Genomic DNA, 14,543 nt, shown 5'->3' on the forward strand with positions numbered 1-14,543 from the left:
ATAAAATGCGGCGTGAAGCGCACGATCAGCTCAGAGCTGTCTCCCGCCGGTAAAGAGACAGTCCCGGATGAAAATAAGGATCATCCCTTATCCAAGCGCGCCAGCGCGTTTGGAAGTGATGCCGCTGAGAAGCGTACGCGGCGAGGCGCCGGAAGGTGCCGCGGCCACGGCTGGCCGATTCATCGTGCAGCAAGCAAACTTCCGGATCCAGGCGCGCGGACCAGCCCTGTTCGGCAAGTTTTAGACAAAGGTCGACATCATTGAGGTCGATGGGCAAATGAATGGCGTCAAATCCGCCGACCCTTTCGAATTTCCATCGTTGGACGGCCAGGCAGGCCCCTGTCACCGCAGAAATTTCGTGCGGCACCAGATTGCGGGAAAGCCAGCCTGGCTCGCTGTCCAAAGCCCTCGAACCAAAGTGGCCGGCGTGTCCTCCCATACCTAAAACCACGCCAATATGTTGAATCCGCCCGTCACGATAAAGGAGCTTGCCCCCAACAGCACCCACATCAGGCGCCACGGCATGGGCGACGAGACGCGTCAGCCAATCGTTCGAGAGAATTTGCGTGTCATTGTTGAGAAAAACCAAAATGTCGGCTGAGCTTTTCGCGGCGGCACTATTGCAAATCAAGGAGTAGTTAAAGGCGCCAGGGCATTCCACGATAGAAACCCTGGATTGACGCCGCAGCCCTTCAAAGACACGCATAGTCCTTGGCTTGGTGCTTCCGTTATCGGCGATCAAGATCGAATAATTGTCATAGGAAGTCCGGTTGAGAATGCTGTCGATACAAAGGGTCAGCAGGCCGGCGCGATCCCGGGTGGGAATTATGATCGTCGCGCTCAACGGAGGAGAGCGTTGGCTTGATGGGCGTGAAACACGAGATTGGGGCGCTTGGGCGGAATTTCCAGGCGTGCGTGTGAGAAGGATCCGGCGCACCGAGCCTACCTCTTTGTCCTGCAATTTCGTCGTCACAGACAAGGGAATCTTGTTCTCCTGGAGAAATTGATTTTGCTCTTTCTCGGACGCGCCGGACAAAGCGTCCCTATTAACGAAAGCAGCGCGGCCCAGATAGGACTGCGTGATCGATAGCAAACGGCTCCAGCGCGGTTTCATAATTGGGGTGAGTGTCCCGGCGTTTGTCTGTTCTTCCTCGTCGGCATAAAGGAGCCGGCAGGCAGGAGAGCGATGCGCCTCCTCGGCGAGACATGCGAGCGCATGCGATGGGAATTCGTCCCCCGGCACGACCGAAGAGATAAAGCAGCGCTTCGGCAAAGACTGTAGGCAGGCCGCAGTCTTTTTTGGCGCGATCAACCGGATGCGTTGATCTTGAGGCAGGCTGATCGAGCCTTTCTCTGTTATGATAAGCAATAGCCAGCGCCGATAATGTTGCGCACGAAGGCTATTCCAAGTTTGCGCCAAGTCGGTAAGCGCTGCGCCGTCGGCTTTGACAATGATGACGATTTCGGCACCCTTCGACCAATCACAACGTGGTGCGTCAATTCTCGCCAAGTCGACCGCCCGGGCGCGGAGATCACGCCATTCTTTGTAAAAATTGAACGGCGTAAAGGCCGTCGCCCAATTGAGATTGACTTCCGATTCCGGCTCCCAGCCGATCATTCTGGTGAAAAGGACGTTGCGCGCCAATAGCGGCTCTTGACCCCATCCCTTTGCCAAAAGGGACCAAGGAGAGCAGAGACGGATCGACTCGACCTCGAAATTAAAAGGACCAAGTCGATTTGCCGGGCTCACACTGGCCCGCACGGCGCGATCAGGAATCCGAACAACCCAAATACCAGCGCCCGCAACGGGGCCAGGAGCGAGCCGGTCGATGATCTCTCCATCGCTCGTCCAAAATCGAAAAATAGGCCGCACCGGATCGTCCCAAAGACTGGCCCGATAGATGATCTCGACAAAAGCACCAGGTTGCAGATTGGGATGCGGTTGTATTTGAAGCCACGGCTCCGAACTTGTGGCGATGAAATAGCCGTCTCGTACTTCGACATCTCTTTCCGGACAGAGGACGATACGCTCCCCGTTGGCGTTCACCTTTGTCCGTGCGGGAAGGAGGCCCATATAGCTCACTCGCCACCTCGGCACGCCGGACTATGTCCGGTCCCGCTTAATTTTTCGAAAAGATGCGGCTGTCAAGGATTGTCTCAAAGACGATGGTCCTGGATCGACGCCCACGCCAATGCCCCGGTGCCCCAGACTATAAGTGATCCGATCGAGATAAGCGCAATGAAAGTAAACCGGAGCGGATAGGAATAATCTTGCGGCAGCCCTGGTGGCACGAAAACGGTTAGGTAGACGGTTTGGCGTTCCGCCGCGTGGCGGGCCCGATCGAGCCCGTCTCTTGCAAAAGTATACATAGTTTCCGCAAACTGGCGTTTAACCTCGAGTTCCTCGAAATGCACCAGCGAGTTTGCCAAATTGCGTCCCTCTGGACTGTTGCCCGCGAGTCGTGATCGCACTTGGGCGATTTGACCGTTGACGCTCTCAAGCCGCGTCTGCAACGAGGAGGTTCCAGGCGCATCCGAGGCGCCGGAGCCCTTCGTCACATATAATTCGCTTTCAATTTGGATCTTTTCGCTCATCAACTGAACCAAAAGTTTGCCAGTCTGTTCCGCCAGTTTCTCGGGATCGATAAAGCCCTCCGCGTCACGGTAACGCGCAAGATCAACAAACACCGATCGCATTTGGCGATCGGTCTGGAGAACTTCTTCTTCCGCGCGGCGCATGGCATCTTCGCGTGCGCGCACCGACAACGAATTGACGAGTCGATCGCTTGATTTCAGGATTGCTTGCGTCAGAGCCAGCGCATCATCTGGCCGGAAGGCGCGTACCTGCACCGTCACAATTCCAGAGCTGTTGTCGATATAGGTCGAAACCATCTTCAACCAATAATCGCGCAAATCCTCGCGCGACGGATTTGAGTTCAGCCGTGCCCAGAAATCAGCTCCGGGCCGACGGAATGTCGCGCCTATATCTATTATCCCGAAGAGGTCGTTGATGATCGTCGGGCTGCGAATATAACTGGCGACGATTTCGGCATCTTGTGAGGCAAGATTAGGGAGATTGCCCGCGCCCGCGCTCGCGGGCGTCAAAACACTTTGAAGCTTGTCCTTTTCCTTGTCTTGAGAAGACAAAGCGTCCTGCTCCACCGGGCGCACGGCAAAGCGCGTCTCCGAGGTGAATTGATCCGAGGCGATGAATATCAGATAAACCGCTGATATCACAGCCGGAGCCAAGACCACCAGGAAAAAGCTTAAAAGAGCAGGGGAAGGTTTGCGCCATGCGACAGGGCGTTCTTCGACAATAATCGTCCCGTCGGTCCCCGTTTGAGCCCGCGTTAAACTTCGATTGGGGATATGCCTGCGCAGCGGTTCGAGAACGCGCCGGATAAAAAGCGAAGGGAGGTTGGTCGAGGGAAGCGCTGGCGCCAGCCCGGTCCGTTCCTCTTGGGTATCAGGTCCAATCATTGCATCAACCGTACCAGGAGGGAAGGGACGGGTCCGTTCCCCGTCTGCGGAAATCACGACACGCGCGACAAAGCGCCATAGGCTTCCTGCTGTCAGCGCGCCGGAACATTAGCCATTAAAGCTTGTGCGACCTGGGTGTAGAAGGGCGTCCGCCCTTTGTCTCCATCCTCGTGCGAGAGCTGTGATACTAAACGCCACCTTCACAGGGACTTATTTTGGCGTAAGCTGTGGCCATTTGATGGTAAAGTTCCAAATCTTTTTCAAGAATGCCTTCAACCAATCGAATCTTACGCAACTTTTCTCCCACCTCGCTCACTCGATGGTATTCATCGAGCGTGGGAAGGTCCGCTGTATCGACGCCAATCAAATCGGCGATGGCGGCTAAAAAATGGCCAATATCGGCGCGAAGCCCGACAACTTTGAAGCTAGAAAGCGCCTCAAGCGCCGCCGCGACACTCCCTAAATTGGGCATCTGATCGGGAGTGTTTGACGTCAGCTGCCGAACCAAGGGATTTGAAAGCACCGACATGACCGAATTTGGCAGCCGCCGAAAGAAGCGCTTCAGTTCATTTTCTTCGAAAGTTTGCAATTCGGCCGCATAAGCGATGGTCTCCTCAAAGGTTAGCGCATCGCGGGCGCCAAGAAGTTGCTCCCCCCCATCCCCGATCATGTTGAGGAGGAGAAGGCGCTCGGCTAATTCATCAAATGGATCTCTGACCAACGCAACTGTCGTTAGACCTTTTTCCAGATAGAACTCATAGTTCTGATAAAGAAGACGCCCGCTTACATATAATGAAATGCAATTATTAAGACAAAAAACTTGCGTAGAGGTCTCTCTACCGTAACGATCGATACCCTTATACCAATATCTGAACTTATGAGATAAAGAATCATCCAACCGCCATAAGGGTAATAGATGGGTCTCGAGGCGAAGAATATTCAAATCCAGGACAGTTCCAACGGGCCGCCGCCGGTATATCAGGATGCCCGTCTCGGCGTCTGAGAGTTCCAAGTCTTCTAAACCGGCAAGTCCTGGAATATGCGTTTCATTGATTGTAAATCCGCATTGGCCTGTTGCATGGCGCCCGGCCACAACGAGCGATTCCCTGACTTCGCTTGTCTCCAATGTTAATAAGTCGCTTCCCCGCCGGCGGACCGTAATCCTCGGTAGCTCAGAGAAGGAGTCCGGAACGAAGTACCCTGTGAGATGCGAACCGGTATCGGTTTCGACGTTGAAAAGCATGCGTCTATCGAGACCGTGAACCGCACGGCACACGCCGTTTTAAGCTGGAAACGCATTGGCGCGAGCATACGGAGACGGCGGGCTTTCCGTTGTAGCCGGTATTTTGTTCGTCACACGCCGGTTGAAAATTGCTCATGGCTTTTGCGTGGTGAGTGAAGGCTCGAGTGCTTTCCGATCAAGTGGCTACCACCGATAAACGAATCACCCAAGCCCGCTAACTGAGAGCGTGCCGGAATTATGTAAAGCAATATTCATTCCCGGAAAGTCTATGACCAATCATCATATCTACCTTAAGTCAGCGGTCCTGATCCAACAAGCCGCGGTCGGCTTCAGCTAGTTTTGCAAGATAATTGCCATAGCCGGATTTGCCATAACGATCGGCGCTCTCAAGGAGACGATCACGGGTTATGTAGCCCTTGAAATAGGCGATCTCTTCCGGGCAAGACATCTTGAGCCCCTGCCGCCGCTCGAGAATTTCGACATATTGGGCAGCTTCAAGGAGGCTATCGTGCGTGCCCGTATCGAGCCAAGTAAAGCCACGCCCCATGATCTTCACGGCGAGTTCATGACGTTCCATGTACGCCCGATTGACGTCGGTAATTTCAAGCTCGCCACGCGAAGAAGGTTTGATGGCGGCGGCAATATCGAGGACGGAATTGTCGTAACAATAAAGGCCGGTGACCGCCAAGTCGGAGCGAGGAGCGGACGGTTTTTCCTCGATCGAGATCGCGTCCCCCCGCGCGTCGATTTCGACGACGCCATAGCGGGCGGGATCGGCCACTCTATAGCCGAAGATCGTCGCTCCGTTCCTCTTTGAAGCCGCCGCCTGAAGAAGGGCCGGCAGACCGTGGCCGTAAAAAATATTATCGCCAAGAATGAGCGCGACGCGATCACGATCGACAAAATCACGGCCGACGATGAAGGCTTCGGCAAGCCCGCGCGGTTCGTCCTGAACCGCATAAGTGAACTTGATGCCAAGCAGGCTGCCGTCGCCCAAAAGCTGCTGAAATGCCGACTGGTCCTGCTTCGTCGTGATAATCAGAATGTCGCGGATGTCCGCCAACATCAGTGTGCTCAAGGGGTAATAGATCATCGGCTTATCGTAGACCGGCAGCAATTGCTTCGAAATCACCAGGGTCAGCGGATAAAGCCGCGTGCCGGTGCCGCCCGCGAGGATGATCCCTTTCACGGTAAAGGCTCCGGCTGTTCGAGAAGACAGGCAACCGTTTCAGCCGTCCGCGTCTGCCAAGCTTGCGCCCTATATCCGTAGGTCGTGGAAAAGAGATTGCTATCGAGCTCGGAATTGGCTGGCCTGCGTGCCCGCGTCGGATAGTCGGCCGTAGTGATCGCCTCGACCGCAGGCTTGCAGCCCGTCGTTTTGGCCTGAGCCGCGACAATCCGTTCGGCAAAACCGTGCCAAGAAGTCGCCCCGGAACCGGCAAAATGATAGGTGCCCCAGACGGTACGGCTGGCGGTTATCGCCCGATCGATCGCAAGCACCGCCTCCACAATGTCCACAGTGGAGGTTGGACAGCCATGTTGATCGGCCACAACGCGCAGGCGGTCGCAGTTGCGCGCAAGTCGCAGCATGGTTTTCAGGAAATTGTTGCCGAACAGGCCGAACACCCAAGCGGTGCGCAAGATGACATGCCGCCGTGCCGCAGAACGCACCTTGGCCTCGCCTTCCGCCTTTGTCTTGCCGTAGACGCCGATCGGCGCGATTGGATCGGTTTCGACATAGGGTTTGGTTTTCGTTCCGTCGAAAACATAATCGGTTGAAACGTGGATGACCGGCACACCGGCCGCCGCCGCCGCACCGGCGACGTTCCCGGCACCTTCTGCGTTGATTGCCGCGGCCACCGCCGGTTCGCTCTCGGCTCTATCGACTGCCGTATAAGCGGCTGCATTGAGGATGAGACGCGGGGTCACGGCAGCCACCGCGCGGGCAACAGCCACGGCGTCGGTAATGTCGGCCTCGGCACGGGTAAGTCCGACCGCTTCAATCTCCCGGGCCTCGGCGAGTTTCAGCATCTCGCGCCCGAGTTGTCCCGCAGCACCAAAAACCAAAATTGGCCGGCTCATGCGACTTGCCCAAATTTCGCCTGCCCAAGCCGTTCGCCACGGTAAGCGCCGGAGCGGATACGCTGCCACCAAGACGGATTGTCGGCATACCAGCGAACCGTCTTAGCCAGGCCGCTGGCGAAGCTCTCGCGCGGCTCCCAGCCGAGATCGCGTTTTATCTTCGAAGCATCGATCGCATAGCGCTTGTCATGACCGGGGCGGTCGGCAACGAAAGCGATGAGACCTGCCCTTGGGCCTATCTTCGCGTCGGGGGAAAGTTCATCGACGAGCCCGCAAATTGCCTCGACGACTTGGAGATTGCTCCGTTCGCTCCAGCCGCCGACATTATAGCAGCCGCCCGGCACACCCCGCTCAGCGATTGCGACGAGCGCGCCGGCATGGTCCTCGACGTAGAGCCAGTCGCGGATGTTGCCGCCATCGCCATAGACCGAAATCTTCTTGCCTTCGAGCGCGTTTAGGATCGTGAGCGGGATCAGCTTTTCAGGAAAATGATAGGGCCCGTAATTGTTCGAGCAATTCGAGCATACCGTGGGCAGTCCATAGGTCTGATGCCAGGCGCGCACCAGATGATCGGAAGCGGCTTTGGAGGCGGAGTAAGGGGAGTTGGGCCGATAGGGGCTCGTCTCGAGAAAATAGCTATCAGCGCCGAGCGAGCCGAAAACTTCGTCGGTCGAGACGTGATGAAAACGAAAGTGCGTCTTTCTTTGGCTGGATAGCCCCTGCCAATACTCCCGCGCTGCCTCGAGCATGACGAATGAGCCGCCGACATTGGTGTCGATGAAGGCCGCCGGACCATCGATCGAACGGTCGACATGACTTTCCGCGGCGAGATGCATTACGACATCGGGCCGGAATTGTTCGAGGATCGCGCGCACAGCCGGAGCATCGCAAATATCCGCCTGCGTAAACCGGTAACGCGGCTCCTTCGCCACGCTCGCGAGATTGTCGAGGTTGCCCGCATAGGTGAGTTTGTCGAGGACACAGACCTCATGTCCGGTGGCCTGAATAAGGTGGCGCACCACCGCGGAGCCAATAAAACCGGCGCCACCGGTTACGAGAAATCGCTTGCTGGTCACAGTCCCCTCACGCGAATGGTGAAACAAATGTCTTGAACGAGGGTAGCTTGGCGTCCTTGTCGGAGACGGTCACCTCGTCGGGATCGACTGGCCACGCGATACCAAGGCCTGGATCGTCCCAGCGGAATCCCGCATCGCAGGAAGGGGCATAGAACCGGTCGACTTTATAGGCAATCTCGGTATCCGGTTCGAGCGTGCAGAACCCATGAGCAAAACCTTCCGGCAAAAAGAGTTGCTCGCCCCCCGCTGCTGTCAATGTGATCGTGAAGGACTGCCCGTAAGTCGCGCTGCCGCAGCGTAAATCGATGACGACATCGAAAATCGATCCACGCAACACTCTCACCAGTTTGCTTTGCGGCTCCGGGGGAATTTGAAAATGGAGGCCTCTGATCGTGCCGCGCCGGGCCGAACCCGACTGGTTGTCCTGGACAAAAACGCAAGATATGCCGGCCTCCGCATAAATTCGCTGATTGTAGGTTTCCGTGAAATAACCGCGGGCATCGGCGAACTTTTCCGGCCGGCAGAGAATGAGGCCTTGAATGCCAAATCTCTCAAATTTCAAATCCATGCTGACGCCCTTCTTGCACAGCACCGCATTTTGGATCACACCCGAACCGCGACAAAGCAGGCGGCCGGTCCATTGGCATGGTCGGGCTGTTCAAACCCCAAGGTCAAATGATAGCCGTTTTGTTCAAGGAGCGCAGAAACCTGAGGAAGTTCCAGCCACACGGAATTTCCATGAATTCCGCCACAGAAAGTACCAGAATGTGACATGCTGCCATAACTGCGGACGTGATAAGTAAGATGCGCGCCTTTGTATTCCCGCTCGATGGTTTCTCGCGTAAAATGACTTCTCCGCATATCTGTAATGGGCATGGCCGCATCATCGAAAAAATGACTCCATACAAAAATGCGGTCCGTGAGACGCATCAAGTCAAGCAACGCCAAGAGCGGATCCATGAGATGATATAGAACCCCGCTCGCGACGATAAGGTCGAAACGTTCTTGGGTGTCACTCAAAAACCGTTCAAAATTTCCAAGTGTGAAATGTGCCCGCTCAAGGCGAAAAATTTCTTTGATAACGAGACATTTTAGATAACAGATCGCGTTGGCCTCGATCGCCGTGATGGAGGCCGCGCCTTTCGCGTGTAACATTGAAGTATGTGCGGCTTCGAGAGGTCCCAACTCGAGAACATTCCATCCTTCGATCCCGCCAATCTGATCGAACAGCCAACTCAGACGGGCGTCGGCGAAAAGGGGCAAATTTCCTGTGACTTTGCCTTCAACAGGAATATGCGACGACCAAGTATTGGAAAAAAGCGCCAGTCCAGCCTCGGCCGAAGGATAATTATCAATATAATAGTCATTAAGGCAAGTATTTCGAAGATCCTCAAATAGATCTCTGCGCTTTTTTGGAGGCTTCGAGGGTTCTACAAAAGTGCGATTAAGTAACTCCCTTACCCCCTCAATTATAGATGGCCTTCTAATCGATCGCATCCAAGTCGCACTTTCTGTATTCAGATTTGTCAATCCTGAGCCGGTATTTTGGCGGATTTAATGACCATTGTCCGGCGCACGCTATGCTGAGCCGACAGTTTTTGTATAAGCTTTCAGAAAAACAAGGAGATGAATCGCAAAAATATCGCCATAATCTTAACTTAAAATGTCTTTGTTGTCAGTGACACGGTAAAAAAATCATCGGACACCATTAGCGTTGAACTTTATGAGGGAACCTCGTCCGGCATAAGACGACGAGTGCCCGGCCATCGCGGAGGCTTAAAATAAATCCTTCAAAACAGCGGTGGCTGCTATGATTCAATTGAGCAACGTTTTCAAATTCTACAAAACCCAACAACACATCAAGGTCGTCCTCGACCACGTTTCGACGGTTTTCGAAAGTGGCTGGTCATATGGCTTGCTTGGTGTCAATGGTGCTGGCAAATCAACAACCATGCGGCTCCTCGCCGGGACTGAACTTCCAAACTCTGGCAAAGTACGGCGTTCGGTCCGAGTCTCCTGGCCTCTCGGGTTCGCCGGGGGCTTCCATCCGCAGATGACCGGCCGCGACAACCTTCACTTTGTGGCGCGCATCTATGGCCAGAATGTGAGGAAAGTTTCGGATTTTGTGGAAGATTTCTCGGAATTGGGCGACTATCTGGATGCGCCGGTCAAAACATATTCTTCCGGCATGATGGCGCGCTTGGCTTTTGGTTTGTCCATGGCAATCGAATTCGATTGCTATTTGATTGACGAAGTTACAGCGGTGGGAGACGCTCGTTTTCAACGGCGGTGCCAGGAAGCTTTCACCCACCGACGGAAGAATGCGGATTTGATTGTCGTGTCCCACTCGATCGAGACAATCAAATCCTATTGCGACCGGGGCGGGGTTCTGGTCGATGGGCGGCTGATCATGTTCGCTTCAGTGGATCAGGCCATCGAAATGTACAATCGCATGAATCGGTAGGGTGCGTCATGATGCGGCTACGGTTTAACTGATGACGGAAAAGATGCCTGCCGAGATCGGCGCGAACGATGCCAGCAATCGGCGCAGTGGCGGTCTTAACCCGCGTGAGCGTTCTCAGCTCATCTCCGAAGCGTTAAGTGATGCGGCCCGCAGAATGCGGTTTTCGACCCGCGGCCGGAGATCGCTTTCCTCAGGCGGATTTCGTGCCCGGCCGGGGCAAAGAGCCCAGCAAATCTTCTACCTCGTGAGCTTCGTGGTTATGGTCGCGATCCCAATTCTTGGCGCGGCTGTCTACTATGGCTTGATTGCCAGCGACCAATATGCGGCGGAAGCGCGCTTCACCGTTCGTGGGGGTGCCGCTCCAAAACTCGACAGCCTCGCCGCCCTTACCGGCGTGCCGACAATGCAGATCATCCAAGATACGCAGATTGTTATAAATTTCATTGAAAGCCGGGCTATTGTCGAAGAGTTGGACCAGAAAATTGACCTGCGGCACATGTTCAGCCGATCTGGCATCGATATTTTTTCCCGCTTTAACCCAAAAAAACCGATCGAAAAACTTTTGCGCTATTGGAAAACAATGGTCGATACCTCCGTGCAGATGCCGTCGGGTATCGTTGTGCTTACGGTGCGCGCCTTCAGTCCGGAAGATGCAACAAAAATTGCCGATGGAATATTGGACGCTAGCGAGAAGCTGATCAATGATATGAATGATCGCATGCGCCGTGATGCAGTTGCTTTGAGCGAGTTGGAACAGCAGCGCGCCGGGGAGCGGCTGACTCAAGCTCGTATCGCGCTGGAAAAAGCACGCAACGACGAAGGCATGTTGAGTGCGGAGGGTACTGCGGACGCCGTGAATAACCTTATTGGTGCTGCACGGAGTGATCTTCTCAAGATGCAACAGGAGTTTGAAACCCAAAAGCGCAATGTTTCGATCAACGCACCGCAAATGCGTTACCTGCAAACGCGCATAAACGCCACAAATGAGCAAATTGCTTTGTTACAAGAGAAACTGACAAACACAACAGACAAGGACGGCGCCAAGGCCATCTCAAATGTTATGTCTAAATTGAATCATTTGGAACTCGATCGTCAAATTTCCGAAAAACTTTATAGTTCGACCGTTGCCGCACTCGAACGGGCCCGCCTTTCGAGCGAAAGCAAAACGCTTTATATAAATTCATTCGTTCTTCCTGTATTGCCGCAAGAAGCCAAATATCCCCGACGCTTTTTGATCATTTGCGGCGTCGCTGTAGCATCCCTCCTGTTCTGGGGTCTCCTTTGTGGATTAACCGCCTTGGTGCGCAACAACATCGCACGGTAAACCCGCAGGAGCCAACACCGTGTGTTGTTAGCCATCAGCCTAGCCAAAGTCACATACGGGCAGAAGGCAAATGGTCAAGCATGACTAAGCTGGGTTCCGAGCGGTTGCGCGTGTACCAGGGATTTGCTGCCCGGTCCTGATATTTCGATGTCCCATGACGGGCATCGAGATTTGCTTGCTCCCTTCGAAAGCGAGCGATATTTTCACGCGTCTCATCGCTTCCGCGCGAAGCGGACTCATGATGAATCAAAGTAGCAAATGGCGTCCACACGATACGATAACCAAGTTGTCCGGCTCGCAGACAAAAGTCGACGTCGTTGTAGGCGATAGCAAAAGCTTCTTCGTCAAAAAGACCAACTCTTTCCACGCATGTGCGCGAGATGAGCATACAGGCGCCGGTGACGGCGGTAAGCGATTGGCGGACGTGGAGACGCGCCATTGGGCCGGGAAAGCTATGTGGCTTGCCGCTAAACCAATGTCCCGCGAAACCACCGAACCCCACGATAACACCCGCGTGCTGGATGGTTTTATCTGGATAGAGCAAGCGGGCCCCCACAATTCCCGTGCGTGGGTAATCAAAGCATCCCACCATTTCGCGAAGCCACTCCGAATCCATGATCTCGATATCATTGTTGAGCAAGAGAATGAGATCGCCACTTGCAAGACGGATCCCTTTGTTGACCGAGCGCGCAAAGTTGAATGGTTCGGGCTCGATCTTCACAATCGTCGTGGACCGCTGACGGGCGTGAGATCGATAAAGATTAAGGACGCGCGCGTCCGTTGACCCATTGTCTATCACGATAATTTCGATATCCGGATAATCCGTCTTGGTCTCGAGTTCAACGAGCAACCGTGAGATGAGTTCGAAGGCATTGCGGTTCGGGATAACGATCGAAACCCTTGGTACAGATCTTTTGATAAGATCGAAGCGTATCCGATGAAGATGCGTGGTGAGAGCGCTTTCGACTACGACAGGGTGTCCATTGACCGCATAATGATGCGCGAGTGCCTTGCGCGCATGCAGGGTCGCTGTATCCAAAAAGCGCGAGGAATAGCTGCGATCGTCGCGGCGCCAGACATATGCGGGATAGGGAAGATGCAATATCTCCTCATCACCCAAACCATTGAGGTAGCGCAACAGGAACTCGTAATCCTGGGAGCCCTGAAACCCGTCACACAATCCGCCACATTCGACGATCCGTTTCTTAAGGCAGAGCGACAGATGGTTGATGTAGTTTACGCCAGAAAAAAGAACTGGGTCATGAGCCGGTTTGAGAAAATAGCCGGTTGGCTGCAGGGTAGCGTTGGCGATGATTTCATCCGTGTAGACAAATTTAGCGAGCGGGTGGGCTTCGAGCGTCTTGGCGATGAGAGACGCGGCATGAGGGGAGAGCGCGTCGTCGTGGTCGACAAAACCGATCCAGGTTCCATCGGCCGCGGCAATTCCTGCATTCGTCGCCGCCGCGATCCCCCGATTCTCGATGTTGCGCAGGATGACAACATTGGGTTCGGATCGACGAGAGTCTAACCAAGCCCTTGTCGCCGTTGACGTCGAACCGTCGTCGCTCAACACCATCTGGACAAGACTCTGTTCTTGAATCCGGAAAGAAGCCAATAAATCGTCGAGATAGCGGCTTGGCGTATTAAAAGTTGGTACAACAAAGGATATAAGAGGGATGGTATTCTCGTGGTTTGACAGAAGCGGCGGCGCTTGAATCGCGGCAAGTCCGACAACTTTGCTATAATGATCTGCCACGCTGGAAAAAGACGTTTTAACGGGACGAAAAGATCCTGTCTCATTCGACCAAAGTGGATCTTCGCCGAAACGAGCAAACAGAGTCGCATGCGCGCTTTGCTGCCCATTCCACTGCGTGGCGCGTGCGAGTTGCTTTTGTACGGGACCGGCCGCATTTGACCAAGTAATGGTCAAGCGAAACCGAACAGGCCGCGAGCAAGGGTCGAGGCGAATCCGGAGAAGGCTGGGCAGGCTGCGCGGCGCGACAACACAGACAAGTCTTTTCCCAATGCCAAGGGCAAAGCTCTCGGCCTCAGAAAACTTCATTCCAGTATCGAGATACAGCACAGGATCAATCGTGCTCGCGGCGCCTTCAAGGTGAATCAGAAGGAAACGAGGCCGGAGCAGTTGAAACGACAGAAGAAAGGCAGGATCCTCATCGATGGCTTGCCATGTTGACAAGCCTCGCAGTCTCAATCCAGATAATGGTCGAAAAGGAAAAGGAACCACGCTGTCACTCGAAGGAGAAGCGAACAGAAAGTGCAGAAACGCGATTTTGTGTAACGCGTCAGTTTTGTTGGACGCACCTGCGGCAACGAGAACAGCAAGATGCGGTCACATTTTGAGATGATTGTCGCGGAATGACATAAACGCAAGCGGTTTGTTGATCGAATTCAGGATAGAATTGCAAAGTCTCGCAGGGAGAGAACCGGAAAAGACCATGCGTGGCCATCAGAACCGACATGCCTTGAGCGAACGTGCCTGTTGAGGCGATAATCAAATTTCAATCGATCCAGCCATGCATACGCGCCTGATGGAGAGCAAATGTCCGGGCTTGATTTCGGAGGCTGAGATCCGAGGGCTTGAGCTCATTGCCAGCTTCGCCGTCAAATTTCCGGCCCTTCATTACAAATAAAAAACGCACGCCAGCAGGCAAATGGCGAACAAGAATTGTCGCGTTGCTTGCCTCTTCGATAACAAATTCATCTTGGGCCATGTCAAATTTCTCCCGCAGTTTTACGCCGGTCCTCCACTTTGCAGGCGCTTCGCTTCATCTTCGATCAGAGAGGAAGGATCCTTGCCGCGCGCGGCGTGGGACAGCCTCTCAATTTGTAAGGACGCTCCAGGCTAGATTTATC

General features: G+C 54.3%; 12 protein-coding genes. 2 read left to right on the plus strand and 10 right to left on the minus strand.

The annotated features are described in order from the left end of the window. Positions 1-25: 25 nt before the first annotated feature. From QEV83_RS07330 to QEV83_RS07365, 8 genes are all read right to left on the minus strand, one after another. Positions 26-2,074, minus strand: coding sequence for a glycosyltransferase (locus QEV83_RS07330; RefSeq protein WP_280130994.1), 2,049 nt, complete (start codon positions 2,072-2,074; stop codon positions 26-28). Between the two features lie 83 nt (positions 2,075-2,157). Then, positions 2,158-3,480 carry a capsule biosynthesis protein gene (locus QEV83_RS07335; RefSeq protein ID WP_280130551.1) on the minus strand — a complete coding sequence of 441 codons (1,323 nt, stop codon included), beginning with the start codon at positions 3,478-3,480 and terminating at the stop codon, positions 2,158-2,160. 187 nt (positions 3,481-3,667) lie between these two features. Beyond that, the gene (locus QEV83_RS07340; protein WP_280130552.1) at positions 3,668-4,723 is read right to left on the minus strand and encodes a hypothetical protein; all 1,056 of its coding nucleotides are present in this window, start codon (positions 4,721-4,723) and stop codon (positions 3,668-3,670) included. Between the two features lie 295 nt (positions 4,724-5,018). Continuing rightward, positions 5,019-5,912, minus strand: coding sequence for a glucose-1-phosphate thymidylyltransferase RfbA (gene rfbA, locus QEV83_RS07345; RefSeq protein WP_280130553.1), 894 nt, complete (start codon positions 5,910-5,912; stop codon positions 5,019-5,021). Next, positions 5,909-6,805, minus strand: coding sequence for a dTDP-4-dehydrorhamnose reductase (rfbD, locus tag QEV83_RS07350; RefSeq protein WP_280130554.1), 897 nt, complete (start codon positions 6,803-6,805; stop codon positions 5,909-5,911). The genes rfbA and rfbD overlap by 4 nt, the downstream gene beginning before the upstream one ends. Continuing rightward, positions 6,802-7,881: a dTDP-glucose 4,6-dehydratase gene (rfbB, locus tag QEV83_RS07355; RefSeq protein ID WP_280130555.1), complete on the minus strand. Its 1,080-nt coding sequence runs from the start codon at positions 7,879-7,881 to the stop codon at positions 6,802-6,804. The genes rfbD and rfbB overlap by 4 nt, the downstream gene beginning before the upstream one ends. A 7-nt stretch (positions 7,882-7,888) precedes the next feature. After that, positions 7,889-8,449 (minus strand): dTDP-4-dehydrorhamnose 3,5-epimerase, encoded by a 561-nt coding sequence (gene rfbC, locus QEV83_RS07360; RefSeq protein ID WP_280130556.1) that lies wholly within the window; start codon positions 8,447-8,449, stop codon positions 7,889-7,891. A 35-nt stretch (positions 8,450-8,484) separates the two neighbouring features. After that, the gene (locus QEV83_RS07365) at positions 8,485-9,411 is read right to left on the minus strand and encodes a class I SAM-dependent methyltransferase (protein ID WP_280130557.1); all 927 of its coding nucleotides are present in this window, start codon (positions 9,409-9,411) and stop codon (positions 8,485-8,487) included. Positions 9,412-9,691: 280 nt separating this feature from the next. Between QEV83_RS07365 and QEV83_RS07370 the strand changes: the two genes are divergently transcribed. Beyond that, positions 9,692-10,345, plus strand: a complete 654-nt coding sequence (locus QEV83_RS07370) for an ABC transporter ATP-binding protein (RefSeq protein ID WP_280130558.1) — start codon at positions 9,692-9,694, stop codon at positions 10,343-10,345. Between the two features lie 31 nt (positions 10,346-10,376). Next, the gene (locus QEV83_RS07375) at positions 10,377-11,669 is read left to right on the plus strand and encodes a lipopolysaccharide biosynthesis protein (protein WP_280130559.1); all 1,293 of its coding nucleotides are present in this window, start codon (positions 10,377-10,379) and stop codon (positions 11,667-11,669) included. Between the two features lie 49 nt (positions 11,670-11,718). Here QEV83_RS07375 and QEV83_RS07380 read toward each other — a convergent pair whose 3' ends face one another. Next, positions 11,719-13,866, minus strand: a complete 2,148-nt coding sequence (locus tag QEV83_RS07380; RefSeq protein WP_280130560.1) for a glycosyltransferase family 2 protein — start codon at positions 13,864-13,866, stop codon at positions 11,719-11,721. A gap of 322 nt (positions 13,867-14,188) precedes the next feature. Further along, on the minus strand, positions 14,189-14,401 hold the full coding sequence (locus tag QEV83_RS07385) for a hypothetical protein (RefSeq protein ID WP_280130561.1): 213 nt from the start codon (positions 14,399-14,401) through the stop codon (positions 14,189-14,191). Positions 14,402-14,543: the final 142 nt, after the last annotated feature.

This window comes from Methylocapsa sp. D3K7 (genome assembly GCF_029855125.1).
In the GTDB taxonomy this organism is placed as follows: Bacteria; Pseudomonadota; Alphaproteobacteria; order Rhizobiales; family Beijerinckiaceae; genus Methylocapsa.

Coding starts and splice junctions, on each gene's coding strand:
- QEV83_RS07375 (WP_280130559.1), top strand. CDS start 10,377: ATGACGGAAAAGATGCCTGCCGAGATCGGCGCGAACGATGCCAGCAAT.
- QEV83_RS07340 (WP_280130552.1), bottom strand. CDS start 4,723: ATGCTTTTCAACGTCGAAACCGATACCGGTTCGCATCTCACAGGGTAC.
- QEV83_RS07335 (WP_280130551.1), bottom strand. CDS start 3,480: ATGATTGGACCTGATACCCAAGAGGAACGGACCGGGCTGGCGCCAGCG.
- QEV83_RS07330 (WP_280130994.1), bottom strand. CDS start 2,074: ATGGGCCTCCTTCCCGCACGGACAAAGGTGAACGCCAACGGGGAGCGT.
- QEV83_RS07385 (WP_280130561.1), bottom strand. CDS start 14,401: ATGGCCCAAGATGAATTTGTTATCGAAGAGGCAAGCAACGCGACAATT.
- rfbD (WP_280130554.1), bottom strand. CDS start 6,805: ATGAGCCGGCCAATTTTGGTTTTTGGTGCTGCGGGACAACTCGGGCGC.
- QEV83_RS07370 (WP_280130558.1), top strand. CDS start 9,692: ATGATTCAATTGAGCAACGTTTTCAAATTCTACAAAACCCAACAACAC.
- rfbC (WP_280130556.1), bottom strand. CDS start 8,449: ATGGATTTGAAATTTGAGAGATTTGGCATTCAAGGCCTCATTCTCTGC.